The organism is Mycobacterium sp. 852002-51057_SCH5723018, from assembly GCF_001667035.1.
In the GTDB taxonomy this organism is placed as follows: domain Bacteria; phylum Actinomycetota; class Actinomycetes; order Mycobacteriales; family Mycobacteriaceae; genus Mycobacterium.
Map to the genome: position 1 here is coordinate 1 of NZ_LZIR01000034.1, position 21753 is coordinate 21753.

General features: G+C 68.9%; 26 protein-coding genes. 9 read left to right on the top strand and 17 right to left on the bottom strand.

Going from position 1 to position 21753, the window contains the following annotated elements; translation table 11 throughout:
• On the top strand, positions 1–1565 hold a 1565-nt coding region (locus A5764_RS28805; RefSeq protein ID WP_067111471.1), incomplete at its 5' end, for a hypothetical protein.
• A 102-nt stretch (positions 1566–1667) separates the two neighbouring features.
• On the opposite strand, the gene A5764_RS08325 is transcribed toward A5764_RS28805, so the two are convergent.
• The gene (locus A5764_RS08325) at positions 1668–2177 is read right to left on the bottom strand and encodes a DoxX family protein (RefSeq protein WP_067111474.1); all 510 of its coding nucleotides are present in this window, start codon (positions 2175–2177) and stop codon (positions 1668–1670) included.
• A gap of 45 nt (positions 2178–2222) precedes the next feature.
• Here A5764_RS08325 and A5764_RS08330 point away from each other — a divergent pair, with 45 nt between their 5' ends.
• The 3 genes from A5764_RS08330 to A5764_RS08340 all read left to right on the top strand — a co-directional run bounded on the left by A5764_RS08330 (position 2223) and on the right by A5764_RS08340 (position 5145).
• Positions 2223–2837, top strand: a complete 615-nt coding sequence (locus A5764_RS08330; RefSeq protein WP_067111477.1) for an NADPH-dependent F420 reductase — start codon at positions 2223–2225, stop codon at positions 2835–2837.
• Between the two features lie 71 nt (positions 2838–2908).
• Positions 2909–4534: a pyruvate, phosphate dikinase gene (locus A5764_RS08335; RefSeq protein ID WP_231989650.1), complete on the top strand. Its 1626-nt coding sequence runs from the start codon at positions 2909–2911 to the stop codon at positions 4532–4534.
• Complete coding sequence (locus A5764_RS08340; protein ID WP_067111482.1) at positions 4531–5145, top strand: hypothetical protein; 615 nt, start codon at positions 4531–4533, stop codon at positions 5143–5145. Before A5764_RS08335 ends, A5764_RS08340 begins: the two co-directional genes overlap by 4 nt.
• Position 5146: 1 nt before the next feature.
• Here the strand turns inward: A5764_RS08340 and A5764_RS08345 are convergent, their stop codons facing one another.
• The 3 genes from A5764_RS08345 to A5764_RS08355 all read right to left on the bottom strand — a co-directional run bounded on the left by A5764_RS08345 (position 5147) and on the right by A5764_RS08355 (position 7922).
• The gene (locus A5764_RS08345; protein ID WP_067111485.1) at positions 5147–6382 is read right to left on the bottom strand and encodes a WS/DGAT domain-containing protein; all 1236 of its coding nucleotides are present in this window, start codon (positions 6380–6382) and stop codon (positions 5147–5149) included.
• A gap of 30 nt (positions 6383–6412) precedes the next feature.
• Entirely contained in the window at positions 6413–7318 is a 906-nt protein-coding gene (locus A5764_RS08350; protein ID WP_067111488.1) for an alpha/beta fold hydrolase, read from the bottom strand.
• A gap of 121 nt (positions 7319–7439) precedes the next feature.
• Positions 7440–7922 carry a VOC family protein gene (locus A5764_RS08355; protein ID WP_067111491.1) on the bottom strand — a complete coding sequence of 161 codons (483 nt, stop codon included), beginning with the start codon at positions 7920–7922 and terminating at the stop codon, positions 7440–7442.
• 136 nt (positions 7923–8058) lie between these two features.
• On the opposite strand from A5764_RS08355, the gene A5764_RS08360 reads away from it, so the two are divergent.
• Complete coding sequence (locus A5764_RS08360; protein WP_067111493.1) at positions 8059–8925, top strand: alpha/beta fold hydrolase; 867 nt, start codon at positions 8059–8061, stop codon at positions 8923–8925.
• A gap of 107 nt (positions 8926–9032) precedes the next feature.
• On the opposite strand, the gene gnd is transcribed toward A5764_RS08360, so the two are convergent.
• Both gnd and A5764_RS08370 read right to left on the bottom strand, forming a co-directional pair.
• Positions 9033–10055, bottom strand: coding sequence for a phosphogluconate dehydrogenase (NAD(+)-dependent, decarboxylating) (gene gnd, locus A5764_RS08365; protein WP_067111496.1), 1023 nt, complete (start codon positions 10053–10055; stop codon positions 9033–9035).
• Positions 10056–10070: 15 nt separating this feature from the next.
• Positions 10071–11480, bottom strand: a complete 1410-nt coding sequence (locus tag A5764_RS08370; protein WP_067111499.1) for a glucose-6-phosphate dehydrogenase — start codon at positions 11478–11480, stop codon at positions 10071–10073.
• A gap of 123 nt (positions 11481–11603) precedes the next feature.
• Here A5764_RS08370 and A5764_RS08375 point away from each other — a divergent pair, with 123 nt between their 5' ends.
• The gene (locus A5764_RS08375; RefSeq protein WP_067111502.1) at positions 11604–12437 is read left to right on the top strand and encodes an adenylate/guanylate cyclase domain-containing protein; all 834 of its coding nucleotides are present in this window, start codon (positions 11604–11606) and stop codon (positions 12435–12437) included.
• Here A5764_RS08375 and A5764_RS08380 read toward each other — a convergent pair.
• Positions 12389–12598 (bottom strand): hypothetical protein, encoded by a 210-nt coding sequence (locus A5764_RS08380; RefSeq protein ID WP_067111610.1) that lies wholly within the window; start codon positions 12596–12598, stop codon positions 12389–12391. The two genes, A5764_RS08375 and A5764_RS08380, sit on opposite strands and share 49 nt — an antisense overlap.
• A 184-nt stretch (positions 12599–12782) precedes the next feature.
• On the opposite strand from A5764_RS08380, the gene A5764_RS08385 reads away from it, so the two are divergent.
• A complete protein-coding gene (locus tag A5764_RS08385; protein WP_067111505.1) occupies positions 12783–13463 on the top strand; it encodes a guanylate cyclase in 681 nt (226 codons plus the stop codon).
• On the opposite strand, the gene A5764_RS08390 is transcribed toward A5764_RS08385, so the two are convergent.
• The 5 genes from A5764_RS08390 to A5764_RS27310 all read right to left on the bottom strand — a co-directional run bounded on the left by A5764_RS08390 (position 13460) and on the right by A5764_RS27310 (position 16113).
• A complete protein-coding gene (locus A5764_RS08390) occupies positions 13460–13783 on the bottom strand; it encodes a putative quinol monooxygenase (protein ID WP_067111508.1) in 324 nt (107 codons plus the stop codon). The genes A5764_RS08385 and A5764_RS08390 overlap by 4 nt on opposite strands.
• A gap of 326 nt (positions 13784–14109) precedes the next feature.
• Positions 14110–14652 carry a glycoside hydrolase gene (locus A5764_RS08395; protein ID WP_067111511.1) on the bottom strand — a complete coding sequence of 181 codons (543 nt, stop codon included), beginning with the start codon at positions 14650–14652 and terminating at the stop codon, positions 14110–14112.
• A 216-nt stretch (positions 14653–14868) separates the two neighbouring features.
• Complete coding sequence (locus A5764_RS30015; RefSeq protein ID WP_082951580.1) at positions 14869–15228, bottom strand: hypothetical protein; 360 nt, start codon at positions 15226–15228, stop codon at positions 14869–14871.
• An 8-nt stretch (positions 15229–15236) separates the two neighbouring features.
• A complete protein-coding gene (locus A5764_RS08405) occupies positions 15237–15635 on the bottom strand; it encodes a VOC family protein (protein WP_067111514.1) in 399 nt (132 codons plus the stop codon).
• A 79-nt stretch (positions 15636–15714) separates the two neighbouring features.
• Positions 15715–16113 carry a hypothetical protein gene (locus A5764_RS27310; protein ID WP_197501239.1) on the bottom strand — a complete coding sequence of 133 codons (399 nt, stop codon included), beginning with the start codon at positions 16111–16113 and terminating at the stop codon, positions 15715–15717.
• A 252-nt stretch (positions 16114–16365) separates the two neighbouring features.
• Here A5764_RS27310 and A5764_RS29675 point away from each other — a divergent pair, with 252 nt between their 5' ends.
• Positions 16366–16545: a DUF2510 domain-containing protein gene (locus tag A5764_RS29675; protein ID WP_156664574.1), complete on the top strand. Its 180-nt coding sequence runs from the start codon at positions 16366–16368 to the stop codon at positions 16543–16545.
• Between the two features lie 89 nt (positions 16546–16634).
• Here A5764_RS29675 and A5764_RS08415 read toward each other — a convergent pair whose 3' ends face one another.
• The 4 genes from A5764_RS08415 to ychF form a co-directional block, all read right to left on the bottom strand.
• The gene (locus tag A5764_RS08415; protein ID WP_067111519.1) at positions 16635–17063 is read right to left on the bottom strand and encodes a hypothetical protein; all 429 of its coding nucleotides are present in this window, start codon (positions 17061–17063) and stop codon (positions 16635–16637) included.
• A 243-nt stretch (positions 17064–17306) separates the two neighbouring features.
• Positions 17307–17687, bottom strand: a complete 381-nt coding sequence (locus A5764_RS08420; RefSeq protein WP_067111522.1) for a DUF2255 family protein — start codon at positions 17685–17687, stop codon at positions 17307–17309.
• Positions 17688–17820: 133 nt separating this feature from the next.
• Positions 17821–18228 (bottom strand): hydrogenase, encoded by a 408-nt coding sequence (locus A5764_RS08425; protein WP_067111525.1) that lies wholly within the window; start codon positions 18226–18228, stop codon positions 17821–17823.
• 34 nt (positions 18229–18262) lie between these two features.
• Positions 18263–19354 (bottom strand): redox-regulated ATPase YchF, encoded by a 1092-nt coding sequence (gene ychF, locus A5764_RS08430; protein ID WP_067111528.1) that lies wholly within the window; start codon positions 19352–19354, stop codon positions 18263–18265.
• Positions 19355–19474: 120 nt separating this feature from the next.
• On the opposite strand from ychF, the gene A5764_RS08435 reads away from it, so the two are divergent.
• Complete coding sequence (locus A5764_RS08435; protein WP_082951581.1) at positions 19475–20695, top strand: DUF6542 domain-containing protein; 1221 nt, start codon at positions 19475–19477, stop codon at positions 20693–20695.
• Here A5764_RS08435 and A5764_RS08440 read toward each other — a convergent pair.
• The gene (locus tag A5764_RS08440) at positions 20692–21690 is read right to left on the bottom strand and encodes a 4-hydroxy-3-methylbut-2-enyl diphosphate reductase (protein WP_067111531.1); all 999 of its coding nucleotides are present in this window, start codon (positions 21688–21690) and stop codon (positions 20692–20694) included. The two genes, A5764_RS08435 and A5764_RS08440, sit on opposite strands and share 4 nt — an antisense overlap.
• Between the last annotated feature and the right edge of the window lie 63 nt (positions 21691–21753).

Sequence of the window (21753 nt, forward strand, 5' to 3'; positions counted from 1 at the left end):
CCGGTGGCGCGGGTGGGCACGGTTCAACCGCCGGCGGGGCGGGCGGCAACGGCGGCAACGCCGGCATGCTCAGCCTCGGAGCCGGCGGCGCGGGCGGCGCCGGCGGCGAAAGCATCACCCCGGTCGGCGGCATCGGCGGGGCCGGGGGGGCCGGCGGCAACGGCGGCCTGCTCTTCGGCGACGGCGGCGCCGGCGGCAACGGCGGGTTCGGCCCCCAGACCGGCGGGCGCGCAGGGACGGGCGGCAACGCCGGCATGCTCGTCGGCTCCGGCGGCGCGGGCGGCGCCGGTGGTGACGGCGCCACCGCTCAGGGTGGCGCGGGCGGCGCCGGTGGTGACGGCGCCACCGCTCAGGGTGGCGCGGGCGGCGCCGGTGGCAGGTCCGGGCTGATCGGCAACGGCGGCAACGGCGGCAGCGGAGGCACCGCCCAGACCGGCGCCAGCAGCACCGGCGGGGCGGGCGGGGCCGGCGGCAACGGCATGCTGATCGGCGACGGCGGCAACGGCGGCAACGGCGGGCTCGGCGCGACCCGGGGCACGACCGGCGCCGGCGGCGTCGGCGGTCAGCTGCTGGGCCTGGACGGCTTCAACGCCCCCGCCAGCGCCAACCCGCTGCACACGGTGCAGCAGCAGGCACTCAACGCGATCAACGCGCCCACCGAGGCGCTGACGGGACGACCGCTGATCGGCAACGGCGCCAACGGCGCCGCGGGAACGGGGGCCTCCGGCGGGGCCGGCGGGATCCTGTTCGGCAACGGCGGGATCGGCGGGTCCGGCACGATCGGTGCGACCGGCACCGCCGGCGGCAACGGCGGGCTGTTCGCCGGCGGCGGCATCGGAGGGGACGGCGGCTTCGGCCTCACCAGCGGCGCCGGCGGGGCCGGCGGCAGCGGCGGCATGCTCTCCGGCGACGGCGGCGCCGGCGGGGCTGGCGGATTCAGCAACCTCAACGGCAGCAGCGGGGCCGGCGGGGCGGGCGGCAACGGCGGGCTGTTCGGGGCCGGCGGCAACGGCGGGACCGGCGGAAGCGGCCAAACCACCGCCGGCGCCGGCGGGCACGGCGGCAACGCCGGCATGCTGAGCCTCGGCGCGGCCGGCGGGGCCGGCGGCGGCGGGGGGAACAACACCGGCACGGGCACCGGTGGGACGGGCGGCGTCGGCGGCAACGGCGGCGTGCTCTTCGGCGACGGCGGGGCCGGCGGCGCCGGTGGCGGCGGCGGGTTCACCGGCGCGGCCGGCGGGGCCGGCGGCAACGCCGGCATGCTCACCGGCTCCGGCGGGGCCGGCGGCGCCGGCGGAAACTCCGGCGACAGCGCGCTGACCACCGGTGGCGCCGGCGGGGCCGGCGGCAAGGGCGGGGGGATCGGCAACGGTGGTGACGGCGGCGCCGGCGGAGCCGGCAACGGCAACACCGGCGGCGCCGGCGGGACCGGCGGCAACGCCGTGGTGATCGGCGACGGCGGCAACGGCGGCAACGGCGGGACCGGTACGCCGCCCGCCACGTCCGGCGCCGGCGGAGCCGGTGGGTTGCTGCTCGGCCAGAACGGGCACAACGGGACGCCCTAGGTGTACCTAGGCGGTGCGCGTACGTAACGCCCTGGCGAAAAATGTGGCTGAGTTTCGCCGTGGCGTTACGCCAGCCGCGGCCAATCCGAGGAGCGGCGGCGCCTATCCGGCTTGCTTGACCGGCGGCCGGTAGAAGATCACCAACTGGCCGAGCGCACCGGCCAGACCGAGGCCCGCCGAGATCAGCAGGCCGGGCCAGCCGTCGAACCAGTTCTTGCCGAAGATCAGCCAGTCCAGGCTGAGTCGGCCGGCACCTAGCGTGGCCACCACGACGGCGCTGACCGCCAGCACCAGGTTGTATTCCCAGCCTTCCTTGACGATGAAGAAGCCGTTCGCCCGGTGCACTGTCCACGCCGCGACCAGCATCAGCGAGACGAAGCCGGCCGCCGGGATCGGGGTGAGCAGCCCGGCCGCCAGGCCCAGACCCGCAGAGACCTCGGTGGTGGCGGCGACGGTGGCGTGGAACCGACCGGGTTTCATGCCGATGCTTTCGAACCAGCGCGCCGTGCCCGGGATGCGACCGCCGCCGAAGAACTTGTTGAAGCCGTGCAGGGCCAACGTCACGCCCAACGCCAGCCTCAGAATCAGTAACCCGACGTCATAGGGACTCATAGGTGCAAACCTAGATCATGGCAGCGTCGACCGAGAGGAGCGCCCATGAAGATCGCGATCATCGGAGCCGGCAACGTCGGAACCACGCTGGGCACCGCGTGGCGCAACCGCGGGCACGACGTCACGTTCGGCGTCCGCAACCCCGATGACCCGAAGTACGCGGCGCTCGGCGCCGTCGAAACGAACGAATCGGCCACGGCCGCAGCCGACGTCGTGGTGCTCTGCACGCCGTGGCAGACCACCCAGGCGGCGGTGCAGGGCTGCGGCGACCTGGGCGGCAAGACCCTGATCGACTGCACCAACCCGCTGACACCCGACTTCGCCGGCCTCGAGGTCGGACACCACACCTCCGGGGCGGAAGAGATCGCGAAGTGGGCGCCCGGCGCGCGGGTCTGCAAGGCGATGAACCAAATCGGCGCGCCGATGATGGACGCGCCCGAGCTGCCGGGCAAACCGGTCATGTTCGTCTGCGGCGACGACGACGCCGCTCGATCGGTGACCGCCGGACTCGTCTCCGAGCTCGGGTTCCAGACCGTCGACGTCGGCGACCTGGCGCTGGCGCGGCTGCTCGAGCCCTACGGGCTGCTCTGGATCCACCTGGCGCTGCGCCGCGGGCTCGGCACAAACTTCGGCTTCGGGCTGCTGCGCGGACAGTCCTGACATACTCGTCGGGGCCTGCCGGGACGGTCCTGGCGGGGGGCCGCACGACGAGGGGGTGTAGCACGACTCGCATCGACCGAGGCGTCGACCCCGCTCGGGGCGTCCCTGAAAGCGCCGCCGTGGTGCCCCTGACCGGCGACGCCGGTCACCCGCGAGAGCTGCTGGGCAACAAGGGCCACGGCATCGACGCGATGCGCCGGCAGAACCTGCCGGTGCCCCCCGCGTTCTGCATCACCACCGAGGTCGGCCTGAGGTATCTCGCCGATCCGACCGCCACGATGGACGCGATCTGGCACCACGTGCTCGACGGGATCCGCTGGCTGGAAGCCGAAACGTCCCGCACGTTCGGACGGGGCCCGCGCCCGCTGCTGGTCAGCGTGCGCTCGGGTGCCGCGCAGTCTATGCCGGGCATGATGGACACGATCCTGGATCTGGGCATGAACGACGCCGTGGAACAGGCGCTGGCATCGTCTGACACCCCCGCGTTCGCCCGCGACACCCGCCGGCGGTTCGACCGCATGTATCGACGAATCGTCGGCGCCGCAGACCAGGCCTTGGCCGCCGACCCCTACGCGCAGTTGCGCTCGGGCATCGAGGCCGTGTTCGCCTCATGGAATTCTCCGCGCGCGGTGGCCTACCGCGCCCATCACCGCATCGACGATCGGGGCGGCACCGCCGTCGTCGTGCAGGCGATGGTGTTTGGCAACCGCGGCCCGGATTCCGGTGCGGGAGCCCTATTTTCGCGCAACCCGATAACCGGCGCCGACGAACCGTTCGGCGAATGGCTCCCCGGTGGGCAGGGCGACGACGTGGTGTCGGGCCTCGTCGACGTCGAACCGATCACGGCCCTGCGTGACGAGCAACCGGCCGTCTACGACGAGTTGATGGACACCGCCCGCCGACTGGAGCGGCACGGGTCCGACGTCCAAGAAATCGAGTTCACCGTCGAGGACGGCACGCTGTGGCTGCTGCAGACGCGGTCGGCGGAGCGATCCGCGCAGGCGGCGGTGCGACTGGCGCTGCAGCTGCGGCGCGAGGGGCTCATCGACGATGCCGAGACGCTGCGTCGGGTGACCCCGGCGCACGTGCAGTCGTTGCTGCGACCCGCCCTGCAGCCCGAAATCCGTCTGACCGCACCGCTTTTGGCTAGCGGCTTGCCCGCCTGCCCGGGCGTTGCATCGGGGATGGCGTACACCGACGTCGACGAGGCGCTGTCCGCCGCCGAGCGTGGCGAGCCGGTGATTTTGGTGCGTGATCACACCAGGCCCGAGGACGTGTTGGGCATGCTGGCCGCGCAGGGCATCGTCACCGAGGTCGGCGGCGCCGCCAGCCACGCGGCCGTGGTCAGCCGTGAACTCGGCCGGGTGGCCGTGGTGGGCTGCGGCCGCGGAGCCGCGGCGACGCTGGCCGGCAGGCAGATCACCGTCGACGGCTACGAAGGCGAAGTGCGCGAAGGCAATCTGACGCTGTCCGCATGGTCGGAGAAGGATACGCCGGAGCTGTGCGAGGTGGCCGACATCGCGCGACGGATCAGCCCGCTGCGCGCGCACGCCTCCGGCGACCACCCGAGGCTCGAAGACGCCTCCGACGCCGCGGTCCGCGCGGCCCTGGGCGCCGGGCACACCGACGTGGTTTCGGCCACTCCCCTCATCGTCATGCTGACCGCGCTGCGGCTGGCGGACGAGGCCGCCCCGTGACGGAATTGGCTGTGCTGCAGGCGGTTCGGCTGAAGGGCCGCGTCCGCCCCGCCGACCTGGCCGCCACTTTGGGCCGCGAGCTCGGCGAGATCATCGGCGTCGTCGAGCGGCTCACCGCAGCGGGCCTGCTGGTCGACGGCGCGACGCTGCGGATCAGTCCCAGCGGGCGCGCCCGGCTCGACGCGTTGCTCGCCGAGGAGCGCCTGGGCGTCGATTCGGCCGCGATGGCCGCCGCCTACGACGAATTCCGCTCGGTGAACGCCGATTTCAAGTCTCTGGTCACCGACTGGCAGCTCAAGGGCGGCCCGCAAGGCACGCCCAACCCTCACGACGACCCCGGATACGACGCCGCGGTCCTGGCCCGCCTCGACGGCGTGCACGCGCGGGTGATACCGATCGTCGAGGTGGCCGCCACTCAGGTGCCGCGGCTGGGTGCCTACTCGACGAAACTCGTTGCGGCACTGGACAAAGTCAAAGCCGGCGAGACGGAGTGGCTGACCAGGCCGCTGATCGACTCCTACCACACCGTGTGGTTCGAGCTGCACGAGGAGCTGATCGGCGCCGTCGGCATGACCCGCGAACAAGCGGCCAGATCGGGTGACGCGCAGTAGCTCACAGCGCCGCGTCGAGCAGCCGCAGGTAGGCGTCGATGTCGGCACCCCCTGGAAAGGCCGACTCCGCCGCGTGCACGCTGATCGCGACGGTGTCGCCGATGCCGTGCACCCCATGAGTCAGGCCCATCACCGGCGAGAGCGCCGGGTATCCGGCCGTCAGCACCACCCGCGCATCGCCGAAGCTCAGATCGGCCGGGCCCCGGTTGACGCTGGACACCACCGTGTTGCCGGCCACCTGCGTCGGCCGGGCATCGGGATCGAACTGTGCGACGCCCCAACGCAACAGCGCCGCCGGCACCGCGGCGAACGCCCGGTCCGCGGCCCGCGTGGCCGGGTGTTCGAAGCGCCGCCGCCCGTTGGCCAAGTCCGTCCCGATTCGCTCGACACGCGCGTCGATGTCCAGCTTCGGGTACAGCCCGACCCCGACGTTGCCGAAGTGGTTGTGCGCTTGTGGCACACCGGGTTTGGCCATCGGAACCTCGGCGCCCAAGGCGTCGGCCCCGTCGCCGAGCAGGGTCGACAGCGCCTCGGAGACCCCGGCCAGCACCCCGGCGGTGACCGTGGGACCGCGCAGTTGCGAGCGGCGCCGCACCACGGTGCGCACCGAGCGGGCGCCCGCCGGGCGGGCGTTGGTGGTTTGCGGCGGAGGCGACCCGACCCCCGGCGCCAGCAACCCGGCGCGCATATCGCGCACCAGCCCTCGGTGGGCGCGCGCCGCATCGACGGCCCGCCACGGAAAGAACCCGGCCGACTGCCGCGCCGGGCGGGGTACCGGGGCGTCCCGGCCGAAGAGCCACGCCGCCATCGCCGAGGCGCGCGCGCCGTCGCCCAGGGCGTGCGCGACCTGCATGACCGCGACCGCGCCCGCGCCGGGGACGCCCGGGATCCCGAGCACCGGGGCGAAAATGTGCAGCCGCCACGGCATCCGGCAAACGTCCAGCTGATCGTCGGCGAGGCGGACGACGGCCTCCAGGCACAGCGGCCACGTCTGCTCGGCCGGCTCGTGGTGGACCACATTGGGCGGACCGACGTCCGCCGGCACCCACAGTGGATAGGTCAGCCTGCTCGTCTCCCGGACGCGCATCGCCAGGTCCGGGCACGCGCGCGCCCGTCGGCGCACCCGCTCGATGGCGCCCTCGAGATCCGCGGGCACACCATCGAACGCGTACAGCAGGAACTGGTCGTTCGGGACCTTGGCCGACATCCAGTAGAACTGCGCATCGACGGCCCCCATCCGGTGCCTGAATACCATCAAGCCATCGGCTCAGCCGGGTTTGCCGATGAACGCCAGCACCAGGTCGGCGACCTTGTCCGGCTGTTCGAGCTGCAGGAAGTGCCCGGCGTGATCGACGACGGCGACCTCGCTGCCAGGCGGCAGCACCTTTTCCGTCCAGCGGGCGAAAACCGGTGTCATGCAACGGTCGTCGCGCCCATGCAGGTAGAGGCAGGCCAGTACGGGCACCTCGGTCCACAGCCGGTTCAACGCGGCGTAGCGCGCCGGCGGCCGCGGGTTGCGGATGGTGGCCCGGTACGGCCCCAGCGCCGCCCGCCAGCTCTCCGGTGTGCCGATGGCGGCGTCGACGTGGCGCAGGTCCTCGTCGGCGCGGTAGCCCGGCGACCACCGTCGCCACAGCAGCGGCAGCACCCAGGACGCGGAACGCTCGGGCAGCCAAGGCAATTGGAAGTACAGGACGTACCAGAAGCGCAGCAGCTGCGCAGGCAGGTGGCCGAGCAGCCGCACCCGGTCGGCCACGGGGCCGCGCCGACGGAAGCCGGCCGGGACCGGCCCGGACATGATGACCGCCTTGGCGAACGGGCTGTCGGGCATCGCGGCCAGGCCGGTGGCGGCGAACGCGCCCCAGTCGTGTCCGATCACCACGTCGTGCTCCGTGCCGCCCGCGGCCTCGCGCACCCGCAGCGCGTCGTCCATCAGCGCGCCGACGTGGAAACACCCGTCGGAAGGGATCGACGACGGCGCGTATCCGCGCATGAACGGCGCGACGACCCGCCACCCCGACTCGGCCAGCCGCGGCGCCATCTTGCGCCACCCGTAGGCGGTGTCAGGGAAGCCGTGCAGGCACAACGCGATCGGGGCATCCGGCGGTCCCCACGTCAGAGCCTTCAGGTCTCCGGCGCCACCGGGTACGTCGATCCAGCCTGGTCCACCCATGTCCACTCCATGCTCGGCGCGTCTCGCACGGACCAACCTAACGCGTGTGGGCCCAGGACGCACCGACCGTGGTGCCGGATGGACTAAATGACCGAGGCTGCAACGGATTTCGGGCCGCGCGCTACGGTGTGAGCGCTGAATCCGCCGCGGCCTCCATCTCGGCGATGACGATCTTGCGCATGCCATACATCGCCTGGGTGGCGGCCGCAGCCCTGGCCCGATCCGGATCGCTGATCAACTCGAAGAGCCGGTCCGGGATGATTTGCCAACTCAGCCCGAAGCGGTCCTTGAGCCAGCCGCATTGCGATTCCTCGCCACCGTCGGTCAACCGGTCCCAGTAGTAGTCCACCTCGTCCTGGTCCTTGCAGCTGACCGTGAAGGACACGGCTTCGGTCATTGGGAACTGCGGGCCGCCGTTGATGCCCATGAAGCGGGTGCCGTCGAGCACGAAGCTGCCAGACAGGATCGTGCCGGGCTCGCCGGGTCCGGCTTCGGTGGTTCGGTTGAGGCCCTCGACGTGCGAGTTGGGGAACACCGAGGTGTAGAACTCGGCCGCTTCCTCGAGGTTGTTGTCGAACCACAGCGTGGGCGTAATCGATGGCATGCCGCCTCCTTTATGTCAGAGCAATGTCTTAGTGATTGACCCCGGCCCCCGTGAAAACTCACCGCGACCTGGGCCCCGCTCCCCGGTGAATAGTTGGCCTAGGTAACGTCGGAGCGAACGACGAAAGAGGGCGCCCGTGAGCACCGTGAACAGCATTCCCCAGACGGTCGAGTTCGCTGGCGTCGACGGGATTACCCTGGTCGCCGACGAATGGAACCGCGGCTCGGTCGCGGCGGCCGATCACCCCACGATCCTGATGCTGCACGGCGGCGGCCAGAACCGATTCTCCTGGAAAAACACCGGCCAGATCCTGGCCGACGAGGGGTTTCACGTCGTGGCCCTGGATTCCCGCGGGCACGGCGACAGCGATCGCGCCCCCGGCGCCGATTACGCCGTGGAGACGCTGACCGCCGACGTCATGGGTGTCCTCGACGCGATCGGCCGGCCGGTGATGATCATCGGGGCCAGCATGGGCGGGTTGACCGGCATCCTCGCCGCCCACCGGGCCGGCCCCGAGAGGGTGACACAGCTGCTGCTCGTCGACGTGGTGCCCCGATTCGAGAAGGGCGGGAGCGCCCGCATCCGCGACTTCATGTTCAGCGGCCTCGACGGGTTCGACTCGCTGGACCAGGCGGCCGACGCCGTTGCGGCCTACCTGCCGTACCGGAAAAAGCCCCGCAGCCCGGAGGGGCTGAAAAAGAACCTGCGCCTGCGCGACGGCCGCTGGTACTGGCACTGGGACCCCGCGTTCATGACCAAGCCGGGCGACGACCCCGAACTGCGCACCGAGAAATTCGAGCACGCGGCCGCCGGCCTGACCATCCCGGTCCTGTTGATCCGCGGAAAGCTGTCCGACGTCGTCAGCCCCGAGGGTGTTGAGCACTTCCTGACCCAGGTGCCGCGCGCCGAGTTCGTGGAGCTTTCCAACGCCGGGCATACCGCCGCCGGCGATGACAACGACGCCTTCAGCGACGCCGTGGTGGCTTTCGTCAACCGCGGGTGATTCCGATGGTGGCGACCCGCTTCGCCCGGCTACGCCGCCCTCGCGATCGCCACTAGTCCGATGGTGGCGACCCGCTTCGCCCGGCTACGCCGCCCTCGCGATCGCCACTAGTTGGCCGGTTTCTCAGCGTGGCCACCGAACTGCTTGCGCATCGCCGAAAGCGCCTTGCTGGCGAAGTCATCGAGCTGACGCGAGGCGAATCGAGACTGCAGCGCGGTGGTGAGCACCGGCGACGGCACCCCCTCGTCGATGGCCGCGATGGCGGTCCAGCGGCCCTCCCCGGAATCGGAGACCCGGCCCGAAAACTCCTTCAGGTCAGGCGAATCGTGCAACGCGCTCGCGGTCAGATCCAGCAGCCAGGAGCCGATGACGCTGCCCCGGCGCCACACCTCGGCGACGTCCGGGATGTCGAAGTCGTACTCGTAGCACTCGGGATTGACCAGCGGTGCCGTTTCGGCGTCGGACTCTTGGATGCGGGTGCCGATGTCGGCGTTGCGCAGGATATTGAGCCCCTCGGCGAGCGACGCCATCATCCCGTACTCGATGCCGTTGTGCACCATCTTCACGAAGTGGCCGGCTCCGGTCTTGCCGCAGTGCAGGTAGCCCTTCTCCGGTTGGGCGACCTCGCCTTCCCGGCCGGGCGTTCGGGGTGCGGCGTCGAACCCCGGCGCGATGCTCACGAAGAGGGGCTCCGCGTGCTCGAAGGCGTAGTCGTCGCCGCCGATCATCAGGCAGTAGCCGCGCTCCCGACCCCATACACCGCCGCTGGTGCCGCAGTCCAGTAGGTGAATCCCGTTCTCGGACAGGGTCTTTGCGTGCCGCAAGTCGTCTCGGTAATACGAGTTGCCACCGTCGATGACGATGTCGCCGGAGTCCAGGGTCTTGGCCAGCTCGTTGATCACTCCCGTGGTGATGGTGCCGGCCGGAACCATCACCCAAACCACTCGCGGGGCGGTGAGTTTCTCGGCGAGCTCTTGCAGCGAAGCGACGCCGGTCGTCCTCTCGTCGCCCGCCATCGCCTTGACCGCGTCCGGGTTGTGGTCATAGACCACGCATTCGTGCCCGTCCGTGGTCACCCGCCGTGCGATGTTCGCGCCCATGCGGCCCAGACCGATCATCCCTAGCTGCATTTCTCTCCTGTCTCCTTACTGTCTTGGATGCGTGTCTTGCGGCAGCCACGGCTGTTGCCAGCCGTGGTGACCGCGCAGTAGCGCGTGCGCGGCGTCGGGGCCCCAGGTGCCGCAGTCGTAATAGTGGATTTCGCCCGGTTCGTCCAGCAGAGGCTGCACGATGCGCCACGTCTGTTCGATGCCGTCGATGCGCGCGAAGAGCTGGCGATCGCCGGTCAGCGCGGCATGAAAGAGGCGCTCGTAGGGCCGTTCTGGCTCGCCCAGGTCGTGGGCGAACAGGGAATCGAGGTGGATGTCGTGCCACGCGTCGCCGACTTGCGCGGATATCTGCACCCTCATCCCCGGGTCGGGGTCGATGCGCAGCACGATCTGGTTGGGCTCCGCCGGTCGGCATTCGGGCAGAAAGGCCATCGAGGGAACGCGACGCAGGAAGAGCCGCACCTCGGTGACCTTCTCCGGCAGGGCCTTGCCGGCCCGCATGAAGATGGGCACCCCGGCCCAGCGCCAGTTGTCGATCTCGGTGTGCAGCGCGATGAAAGTCTCGGTTTGCGAATCCTTGGACACCTCGGGGATATCGGTATAGCCGCGGTACTGACCGCGCACGCACCGTTCGGGCTTCAGCGGCGGCATGGCGCGCAGCACCTCGGCCTTCTTGTCGTTGAGGTCGTCGGCGCTGGGGCCGACCGGGGGCTCCATCGCCGCCATCGCCAGCACCTGCAGCAGGTGGTTCTGCACGACGTCGCGCAACGCGCCGACCGCGTCGTAGAACCGGCCCCGGGTCTCGACCCCGAAGTTCTCGGCCATCGTGATGTGGATCTCCGAAACGCTGCGCCGGTCCCACAATTCGGCGAGCGCGTGGTTGCCGAAGCGCAGGCACTCGAGTTCGACCACGGGTTGCTTGCCCAAGAAGTGGTCCACCCGCAGGATCTGGTCTTCTTCGAGCACCGCCCGCAGCCTCGTGTTGAGCTCGCGTGCCGACTCCACGTCGTGGCCGAACGGCTTCTCCACCGCCACGTGCGCCCGCTCGAGCAGGCCAACCTTGCCGAGGTTCTCCACGATCGGCGCGAACAACGCCGGCGGCATCTCCAGGTAATACAGCGGGCGGTAGTCCGACCCGATCAGCTCGGCGAGCTTGCTGTAGAGCTCGCCGTCGGTCACGTCGCCGGACATGTAGTCCAGTCGGCCCGCCAACCGGTCGAAGACCGCGTCATCGATCTTCTCGCCCGCTCCGCTGATGGCGTCGCGGGCCAGCGCGATCACCTTCTCGACGGGCATGTCGTCGCTGGCCACGCCCAGGATGGGGCAGTCCAAAAGCTTGCGGGATTCGAGCCGATACAACGCCCGGAACGTCATCTTGCGGGCCAGGTCGCCGGTGATACCGAAGATCACCAGCAGGTTCGAGGAACCATCACCGCCGTCGGTCAAGACCCCACCTCCCGAAAGTCACCCAATCGGCTCATGTGAAATCCACTACCCGCGGCGGCCGACCTCAACACTAGACAGCGTGCATAGGCCCGACAACCGGTAGCCATCGCGACCTTTGGCAGGATGCCTGGAGTGGGTGACGCCATGCATGTCGCGGTCTACGCCTTGGCCGCGCTCGCCGCAATCGAGGCCGGCGCGCTCGTCGTGCTGTCCGTCCTGCTGGTGCGCGGCCGGCGCGAGCTCGACGAGTTGCGACAGCGGGCCGACACCCGCAGTCGGCTGCTGTCGGGCGGCCGCGAGGCCGTCAAGACGGTGTGGAACACGGCCAACCTGATGCGCAAGGAGGGCTTCGGTGCGGTGGTGCGCAGCTCGATCGAGGAGCTCGCCGACTGGGCCGAGGTCGAGCGCCCCGACCTCGCGCGGGTCACCCCGGACGGCCGGGTGGTGATCCTCTTCTCCGACATCGAGGAGTCCACCGCCCTCAACGAGCGGATCGGCGACCGGGCCTTCGTCAAGCTGATCGCCTCGCACGACAAGCTCGTTCACAAGCTCGTAGAACGGCACTCCGGACATGTCGTGAAAAGCCAGGGCGACGGCTTCATGATTGCCTTCTCGCGCGCCCAGCAGGCGGTGCAATGCGGCCTCGACCTGCAGGACGCCCTGCACGGTAACGGAAAACCCAAGCGGCACGAGGAGATTCGCGTTCGGATCGGCATCCACATGGGACGCTCGGTACGCCGCGGCGACGATCTGTTCGGGCGCAACGTCGCGATGGCGGCCCGGGTGGCAGCCGAGGCCGTGGGCGGACAGATCCTCGTGAGCGAGCCGGTGCGAGACGCCCTTCGCGACTGTGACGACATCGCGTTCGACGACGGCAGCGACGTCGAGCTGAAGGGCTTCTCGGGCAGCTATCGTTTGTTCGCCGTCGAACCCGCGGCCGACCCCGACTTGGATTGAAAGCTTTGCCCGTTGGATTCGGCCAGCCGCTGATGTAGGCGGGCCCGGACCTCGTCGGCGGTGTAGGAGCGTCGCTTGCGTTGATCGCGAACCACCAGCGCGCCCCCGGCGACGACACCGGCGACACCGGCCAGGCCGAGCCACTTCCAAATGCTGCGCATGGTTGACAGGCTATTACCGCAGCCGGACCGCATGTGTCCGATCCCGGTAGGAGGCGCCCGATCGACACCGTTTGCGGGCAGGCCTCCGTGCTGGACGACCGGGACGGCTAACTATCCGATCTCACACGAACCTCGAAAATGGAAGGCGGACAACGATGGCCGACCACCGCGCCAAGGGTCATAGATGCTGACGTTGGACCAGGCGGCCCAGGAGACGCGGACGGGCGACCTTTGGCTGTTCCGCGGCATTTCGGGGCCCGATCGCGCCATCCAAACCCTGACCAACAGCCCGGTGAACCACGTTGGGATGACGGTGGCGATCGACGATCTTCCGCCGCTCATCTGGCACGCCGAACTCGGCGACAAACTCACCGACATGTGGACCGGCACCAACCACCGCGGCGTGCAGCTCAACGATCTGCGCGACGCTGTCCTGCAATGGATGGAGCGCTACCACCAGCGCTGCTGGCTGCGACAGCTGATGCCGTACGCCAATCGCCGACAGGAGAACGAACTGCTGCGAGTGATCGCGCGCATGGACGGGACGCCCTTCCCGGCCACCGCGCGCCTCACCGGCCGCTGGCTGCGCGGCCGGCTGCCCACCGCCTACGACTGGACGCGCGGAATTCCCGTCGTAGACAAGAAGATTCGAGAATCGACACAGCGCCGCAAGGCACGGCAACGCGTCGGCCTGGAAGCGGCGTACTGCGCGGAGACGGTGGCGATCACCTACGAGGAAATGGGCTTGCTGTCCACGGAGAAGTACTCGAACTGGTTTGACCCGGGCTCGTTCTGGAGCGGCGACACGCTTCCGCTCGCGCCCGGCTACCGGCTGGGCGAGGAAATCGCCGTCGTGGTCGGCTAGTCGACCGACATCTCAGCCAACTCCGACCAGCCGGTCGCATCGATCGCCTGGTTGATGATTTTGGGCGTGGACTTCAGCGCCTGCGGCAGCTCCCGCATCGCCTGCTTGAAGTGATCGCTGTTGACGTGGACGCCGCCGGCGTCGCCGTCGCGGAACGCCTCCACCAGGACGTACTCCGCAGGGTTGTCCAGACTCCGCGACCATTCGAACCACAGGTTGCCCTCTTCGGCGCGGGTGGCGGCGGTGAACGCGGCGACCAGTTCCGGCCAGCGCTCGCTCCACTCCGGTTTGGTTTCGAACTTGACGACGATGAAGATCATGCCGGTCCCCCGCCTATGCTTGCCGCTTCCAGTTCGCCCGCAGGATCGGTGACCGACCCGGAGCGGGCAGCGTCAGGATACGTGCGCCGGGCCCGCCGCGGCCTTCGCCTGGCGGCGGTCACCGTTGTTTTCCACATCCAGCAAAACTTGGCTAGGCGCCTTAACTGACGCCTGGCAAGCTTTGCTATTGACCTTCTTGTCAGGCGGTGCTCTCGAAAGCTAACGGCTGTGACGAATCACACAGACCGGCTTCCATCCGGATGAGTTCACCATCCGCCGGTTGTGAATTCGCTCATCGCTGATGAACACATCCGCAATTTGATTTGTTATGGATTCGGGATCGCCGGGTCACCCGGCTGCAGTACGTCGGGGGCCGGCGGCGTCGGTGGGGCCGGAGCCGCGGCATCGACGAGCACCGGCTGCGCGTCCGGCGGCGGAAGCGGCGCATCCGCCGGCGGGGGCGGCGCGTCCGGCGGCGGCGGGGCAACGTCACCCTCGGGCGGCATCGGAAGGAACATGTGGTGCGTGAATCCGGCCTGGTAGGCGCCCGGACCACCGACGTGCACCCCTCCGCGCTCACCGCTGGACACGGACGTCCCGTCCGGCAAGGTCACCGCCGTGTGGCCACCGTTCCAGCCGATCACCAGCGCGTTGGGAGCGGTTCCGTACTGGAAGCCCCGCGCCAAAAGGGCGGCTTCCTCGTTGCCCGTGTTGAACCTGTTTCCGAAAACCGGCCGATCGGTCGCCGCGTTGGCAACCCACGAAGCAAGCCCAGAGCAATCGGTCCCGGCGGGCGAATCGCCACCAGTGATATAGGGCGACCCGGAGACCTGATTGATGAGCGTCATCAACGTTGCAAGTACAACCATGGGCAGGCACGCTAGCAACGCCATTCATAGAAAGCCAAAATTTGTGGCCTGCGTCATGCGCAAATCCTGTAATGGCGGCCGCCACATACCTAGCAAATTCATTATGTGAAATGTGGCTTCACCGAACCGCCCTGAAAGAACTGGACGACGGCCGCCGGGCTGCTTCGGTCCGGGACTTGATTCAGGCCGAGGCCGTGCCGAGCGGCCGGGAAGGGATCAGCGGTGGTCGCTGAGTCGTTCGGTTTCGGCTATCTCGCGGTCGATGTCGGCTTGGTCCCGTCGAGCACCAGCCGTTGTGCGCTTGCTTTGTTCGTCCGCGCGCCGAAGTCGCTCGCGTTCCCGCTCGGAGGCCGTGCCCTCGCGTTCGTCGGCGCGGCGCTCTCGCTCGTCCGCCACACGCTCGCGATCGTCTGCGATCTGCTCACGCTGGTCAGCGATCCCGTCTCTTCTGTCAGCGAGGAAGTCGCGTCGTGAGACCTCGGCCTCGCGATGCATAACGTCGTCCTCGCGCTCACCGAGCGCGGCGTTTCGGCGTTCGAGCTCGCCGGACGTGTTGGCACGATCCTCAGCGGCCACACCCCACCTTAGCGCTCGAACTTGGCACGAGCCCCGGCCGTAACCGGCGTAAACAGGTTGACCAGGTTTCCATCGGGATCCCGGAACAGCAGCGCGCGGTTGCCCCACGGCATGGTTGTCGGCGTCGTCACGACGTCGTCGAGGCGCTCGCGGAGGCGCTCGTATTCCGCGTCCACGTCGTCGACAAGAAATTCGACGATCGCGCTTCGGTTGGCCGAGGGCTCGGCCGATCCCTCTCCGAACAGCGGGACGGTCTTGTCGCTACCGAGGGCCAGGGTGCCGATTGGCGTCGGTATCTCGGCGAAGAGTTCGTTCCCCCATACCGCGGAAATTTCGGTGACCATCTCATAGAAAGCGACGAGCCGATTGACATCGGCCGTGATGATGCGGGTCGAGATGAACTTCATGCGGTCCTCCCCGTAGGCGTCTGACCCGAGGAATGCTAGGGACCGCCACCGACAGGCTCGTGCCAGAGCCGGCGTAGGACTAGATCGGGGTCCACACCCCGTTGTTCCAGAATCCCCAATTGCCGGCGGTGGGGTTCCACATCAGGTTCGCCCCAGGCGCCCACGGCGCCGGTGGTGGTTGCGGCGGCGCCCACGGCGGCGGTGGACCCCAGGGCCCCCAGCCCGCCGGACCGAACGGGGCTCCCGGGCCCAGCCAGTCATGGCAGCGATTCCAGTCCCAGTCCGAGACCTTGCCCCAGCCCGGGTTCCATGAATCGCCCGGGCACCAGTGGGCGCTCGGCGCAGGGCCCGGCGAGGCCTGGGCCCAGGGGCCGGCGCCGCCGGCCAGCCCGAGAGCGGACAACACCACCAACGCGCCACCCGCCAGCGCGCTCCCAACCCGCCGGACCCACCGTCTCGTTTGGTTTGCAGCCGCCATCCCCCAAGGATTTCCCTTGGACCCGAGCGAAATCAAGGCCACCGTAGTTCTGGCGTCACAACGGACCGCGCCTGGCCGCCTCGGACCTCCGGCGACCGCCGTTTAACCGCGAAGTGTCCAGGGTACTTAACCGGCGTCGAACAAGCCGCCACAGGAGGTGCAAGCTCCATGCTGTCCGGCGCTATTAACTCCCTCGTATGGATATTGATCCTCATCGCGATCGTCGCGGTCGTGGTTGCCGTCGCCCGAGCTATGGCGAGGCCGAGGGATGCCACCGTCGTGGAGCGGCCAGTGGAGCAACCAGTGGTGCGCCAAGCGCCGCCGGTCGCCAGTGGTTTGGCACCCGGTTGGTACCCGGACCAGAACGATCCGAGCCTGATGCGCTACTACGACGGTCGAGTCTGGACCGCGCAGACTCAGCCTCACGCTTAATCGATTGCCCCGCTTTGTGTTTGGTGATCGCCCAGGTTGAAGCGGCACTTGGCCACGTCGCCGCTGAAACGGGACACCGCGTCCAGCCGCTACTGCTGCTTCCCCAGCAGGTGCGCGTAGGGGTCGCTGTCGGCGTCCACTGATTCGGGCATCGGGTAGTACGTCTTGATCAGGAGATTGCCGTCGTCGTCCCACGCGAATGTCTCGATGCTGTACGCCATTTGGACGTTCGGCTCGGTCCCGAAGCGGTTCTCGCACACCCAGGCCATCTCGCTTCCGTTGACCTGAACCGTGACCATGTTGATCTTCAGGATCGACTGGAACATGTCGAACGCATCGGAAGTGGCGACCTCGAAGCCATGCTTTTCTTCCGTGCCGACGGGGTCGAACATGCGGACCTCGCCGGGGCAGATCGTGCGCCACGACGCGACCCACTCGTCCTTGTTGCCCGCGTTCCACAGCTCGGCGTGTTTGGCGGCATGCGCCAGGCGCGCATGACGACTTGGAACCTTGCTCATCAGCCCCCACCTCCGCTCGCCTACGGTTGACGCTGTCGCCACGATAGCTGGACACCTGTCCAGCCGGAAGGGCCTGAGCAGAGTTGGGTAGCCGGAGGAGCCCCACTTCGTCGGCTGCTCCATACTCCGACGTTGAACCGGAACTCGACCCGAATGCGTTGCCGCACTTGGCCAGGCGTCGAACAATGCGCCGCGCAGATCGAGGTACGCAGATGACAGTCGACCGCACCCAGTGCGATCTCGTCACGCCCAATCACTTCTGAGCAACCGAAGCGTCGTCGCTGCGGCTTCGTCTCCGACCATGTTTCCGGTCGAACCGCCGCCGTACTTGCCACGGTAGGCGGCGTCCACGTCCTCCCGCAGTCCCGACGGGCCGACCCCGACGTCCTCGATGCGCACGTCGACTTCTACGCCGGGGACGCGCACACGCGCGCGTCTCGTGCTCAAGGCAAGGCCAAACCACCCGGTATCTCTGCGGTACCAGGTGCGGACATACACGTCGCCGACGACGTGCACTACCCAAATCGGCGTCCACGGCCGAAGTGTTCCGTCCGCACGGCGTACGGCGATTTCGAGTTCGCGGGCAGCGTCGAACCGAGCGAGCTGCTCAGGTGTCCAGCTCATGGTTCCGGAGCGTACGCATCGAGCCCGTCATTGCTGGCTGACCGTTACTTCCGCTGACCAGACGTTGCTTTAAACCGGAACTCCACGACGTCGCCGTCGGCCGAACCCTGCTCACCAGTCGGCACAATGAGTGTCACCGCAAGACACCGACGATGAGAATGACGCTGGCTGCGATCATCGCAGGCGCCAGCGATACGAGCAGGACGTCGACGATGCTCTCCTTGGCGGCAGATGCGACATGACCGCCCGCCGCGCCCGGCGCGAACTTTCGACCGGCGCCCCAGATCGCTGCGAGTTGTGTTGCCAACCAGTTTGCGTACGTGCCGTAGGCCAGCAGAGCCACCGTGACGACCTGCCACACGTGCGCCAGATCGAGGTGTGGCCACAGCAGACCGATGACGATGAGAAACGGGCCGTTCGTCATGCCTTGCAGGTGACTGGCCAGCCCCATCCGCGGGTTCTTCAGGGCCGGGATCACCAACCCCGTCACGAGACCGAGGAGGAAGAGGATCAGCCCCAGAGCGAAGAGGAGCGTCTGCATGGTCGGATACTAAGAGAGCGCGCCACCGTCGACATCAACTCTTGCTCGTAGACATTGATCCGAACCGGAATTCGACCACGTCGCCGTCGGCCATCACGTAGTCCTTGCCTTCCATCCGAACCTTGCCGGCCGCCTTGGCCGCCGCCATCGACCCGGCCGCCATCAGGTCGTCATAGGAGACGATCTCGGCTTTGATGAAACCCTTCTCGAAGTCGCTGTGGATCACCCCGGCGGCCTTGGGCGCGGTGTCGCCCTGATGAATGACCCACGCCCGCGCCTCTTTGGGTCCCGCCGTCAGGAACGTCTGCAGCTTGAGCGTGTGGAAGCCCGCCCGGGCCAGGGCGTCGAGCCCGCGCTCGGTCTGCCCGATGGACTCGAGCAGTTCGGCGGCCGACTCGTCGTCGAGTTCGACCAGCTCGGATTCGATCGCCGCGTCCAGGAACACCGCGTCGGCGGGCGCAACCAGCTGGCACAGCTCGGCGACCCGCGCCGCGTCGGTCAGCACCGCCTCATCGGCGTTGAAGACATACAGGAACGGCTTGGTGGTCAGCAGGTTCAGCTCCCGCAGCAGCGAGACGTCGGCGCCCGCGCTGAACAGCGTCGTCCCGCCGTTCAGCGTGGTTTGAGCGGCCTGCGCCGCGTCGTACACCGGCTTGCGCTCCTTGTGGGTGCGAGCTTCCTTCTCCAGCCGCGGCAGGGCGCGCTCGAGGGTTTGCAGGTCGGCGAGGATCAGCTCGGTCTCGACCACCTCGATGTCGGATTTCGGATCCACCTCCCCCGCCACGTGCGTCACGTCGTCGTCGGAAAACACCCGGACCACCTGGCAGATGGCGTCACATTCGCGGATGTGGGCCAGGAACTTGTTGCCCAGCCCGGCCCCCTCGGACGCGCCCTTGACCAGGCCGGCGATGTCGACGAAGGTCACGGGCGCCGGCACGATGCGTTCGGAATCGAAAAGTTCGGCGAGCTTGGCCAGCCGAGGGTCCGGCAGCGACACGACGCCCTCGTTCGGTTCGATCGTCGCGAACGGATAGTTCGCCGCCACCACATTGTTTCGGGTCAGCGCGTTGAACAGCGTCGACTTGCCGACGTTGGGCAGACCCACGATTCCCAGGCTCAGGCTCACGGGGAGTCAAGTCTATGCGCAGCGAGGGCATCGCCGTTTCCTGCACGAACCCGTGGCACGCCCGCGGTCCCTAACGAGGTCTTTACGGGCCTTTCGGCTCATTCCCGGTACGGTCTACATGTGTCAGAACAGCGGGCAAGGTCGGCGGTCGAGGCTTCCCACCGTTCGGCCCACCCCAACATTCCAGGTGTGCCGTGGTGGGCAGCCCTGCTCATCGCCATAACCGCGACTGCCATCGGGTACGGAATCGACGCCGCAGGGGGTCACAAGGAGCTCACCCACGTCTTCGCCGGCCTCTATATAGCCGGCTGCGTGGCCGGGGTGCTGGCCGTGCGCCAGGACGGCGTATTCACCGCGGTAATCCAGCCGCCGCTGATCCTGTTCTGCGCGGTGCCGGGGGCCTACTGGATGTTCCACGGGCGCAAGGTCGGCAATCTCAAGGACCTCCTGATCAACTGCGGCTACCCGCTGATCGAGCGCTTCCCCCTGATGCTCGGCACCGCCGGCGGCGTCCTGTTGATCGGCCTGGTGCGGTGGTATTTCGGGATGTCACACGGGACGAAGGCGGGGGCCGACAACAACGACGACGCCGCGGCAGTGAAGTCCGGCTCGTTCTTCAGTGGTGTTGCGGGGAAACTGAATTCGCTTCTCGGCCTGGCTTCCGGCGACGACGAGTCCGACGAGGAGGCCCCGGCCGAGCGGAAACGGACCCGCGCTTCCGGTCGCTCGACGAAAGCCGCCCCGAGGACCGGCCGGACGTCGCGCAACGGTTCGTCCGCCTCGCGTGCCAGCCGCTCCCGGCACGGTCGGCCACCGCTGGAGGCCGAGCAAGACCCCACAGACGCCACGGCCGAACGTCCGCGGCGCACCGGTCGCCGGGGTCAGGCGTCGCCGCGCGACTTCGACCCGGCCGACCCGCCGCGCCGCTCGCGCCGCCGCCCCAGGCCGGAGGGCGACCCGGACACGCGCTCCCAGCCGCCGCGGGACTCCCGTCGCGATCGGCGGCAAACCCGCAGGAACCCGTACGAATGGCCTTACGACGGGCCGACATCTCGCGGCAGCCGCTTGGACGGGTACGACAGGTACGAGCCGCCCGCGGCGCCCGACGGCTTCGATCGGTATGAGCCGTACGAGCCGAGCTACGAGCCGCGGCGCCGTCGCACCGCGCCGGGCGGCAACGGCGCCAACCCGACACACCACCCGATCTCGCGGGTCCGCTACCGCGGCGATGCCCCACCAGACGAGCTGAGAGACGAGCCACGAGCCGAACCGCGAGGTGAGCGCCGGGGCCGGTCACGCTCGGCACGGCCGTCGGCGGAGTCCTGGGAGTACGACGTCTAGCGAACCGAGCGGATTTCTCGGGGCAGCGCGAAGACCAGCGTCTCCTGGGCCGTCGTCACGGGCTGTACCAGGTCGAAACCGCAGTCGGCGAGCCGCTCCAGCACGCCGCGCACCAGGACCTCGGGGACGGACGCACCGGAGGTGACGCCCACCGTCGTGACACCCTCGAACCACGCCGGGTCGATGTCGTCCGCCCAGTCGACCAGGTGGGCGGCCGCGGCGCCGCCGCCCAAGGCCACCTCGACCAGCCGCACCGAATTCGATGAGTTGCGGGAGCCGACGACGATGACGAGCTCGCATTCGGGCGCCATCGCCTTGACCGCGACCTGCCGGTTCTGGGTGGCGTAGCAGATGTCGTCGCTGGGCGGGTCCTGCAGCTTGGGGAAACGCTCCCGGAGCCGCTCGACGATCTCCATCGTCTCGTCGACGGACAGCGTGGTCTGCGACAGCCAGACCACCTTGTCTTCGTCGCGGACCGTCACGTTGTCCACCGCGGCAACGCCGTCGACCAGCTGCACATGCTCGGGCGCTTCCCCGGCGGTGCCGATGACCTCCTCGTGGCCCTCGTGGCCGATGAGCAGGATGTCGTAGTCGTTGCGGGCGAAGCGCCGGGCCTCGTTGTGCACTTTGGTCACCAACGGGCAGGTGGCGTCGATGGTGTGCAGGTTGCGTGCGGCGGCCGCGGCGTGCACCGTCGGCGCCACGCCGTGCGCGGAGAACACCACGATGGCGCCCTCGGGAACCTCGTCGGTTTCCTGGACGAAGACCGCGCCGGCCTTCTCCAGGGTGTCGACCACGTGGCGGTTGTGCACGATCTCGTGGCGCACGTAGACCGGGGCGCCGTGCTTTTCCAGCGCGCGTTCCACCGTCTCGACGGCCCGATCCACGCCCGCGCAGTAGCCACGCGGCTCGGCCAGGAGCACCCTCTTGCTGATTGGGTCGGAGGCTACCGATCGGGACGCGCCGGGAATTCCCATGTCGACGGTCGGCGGCATGGCATCCAGGGTACGTTCCCGCGCGCCGGAGGGCACATGGCGCGCGTGGCTTGGTACTCAGCC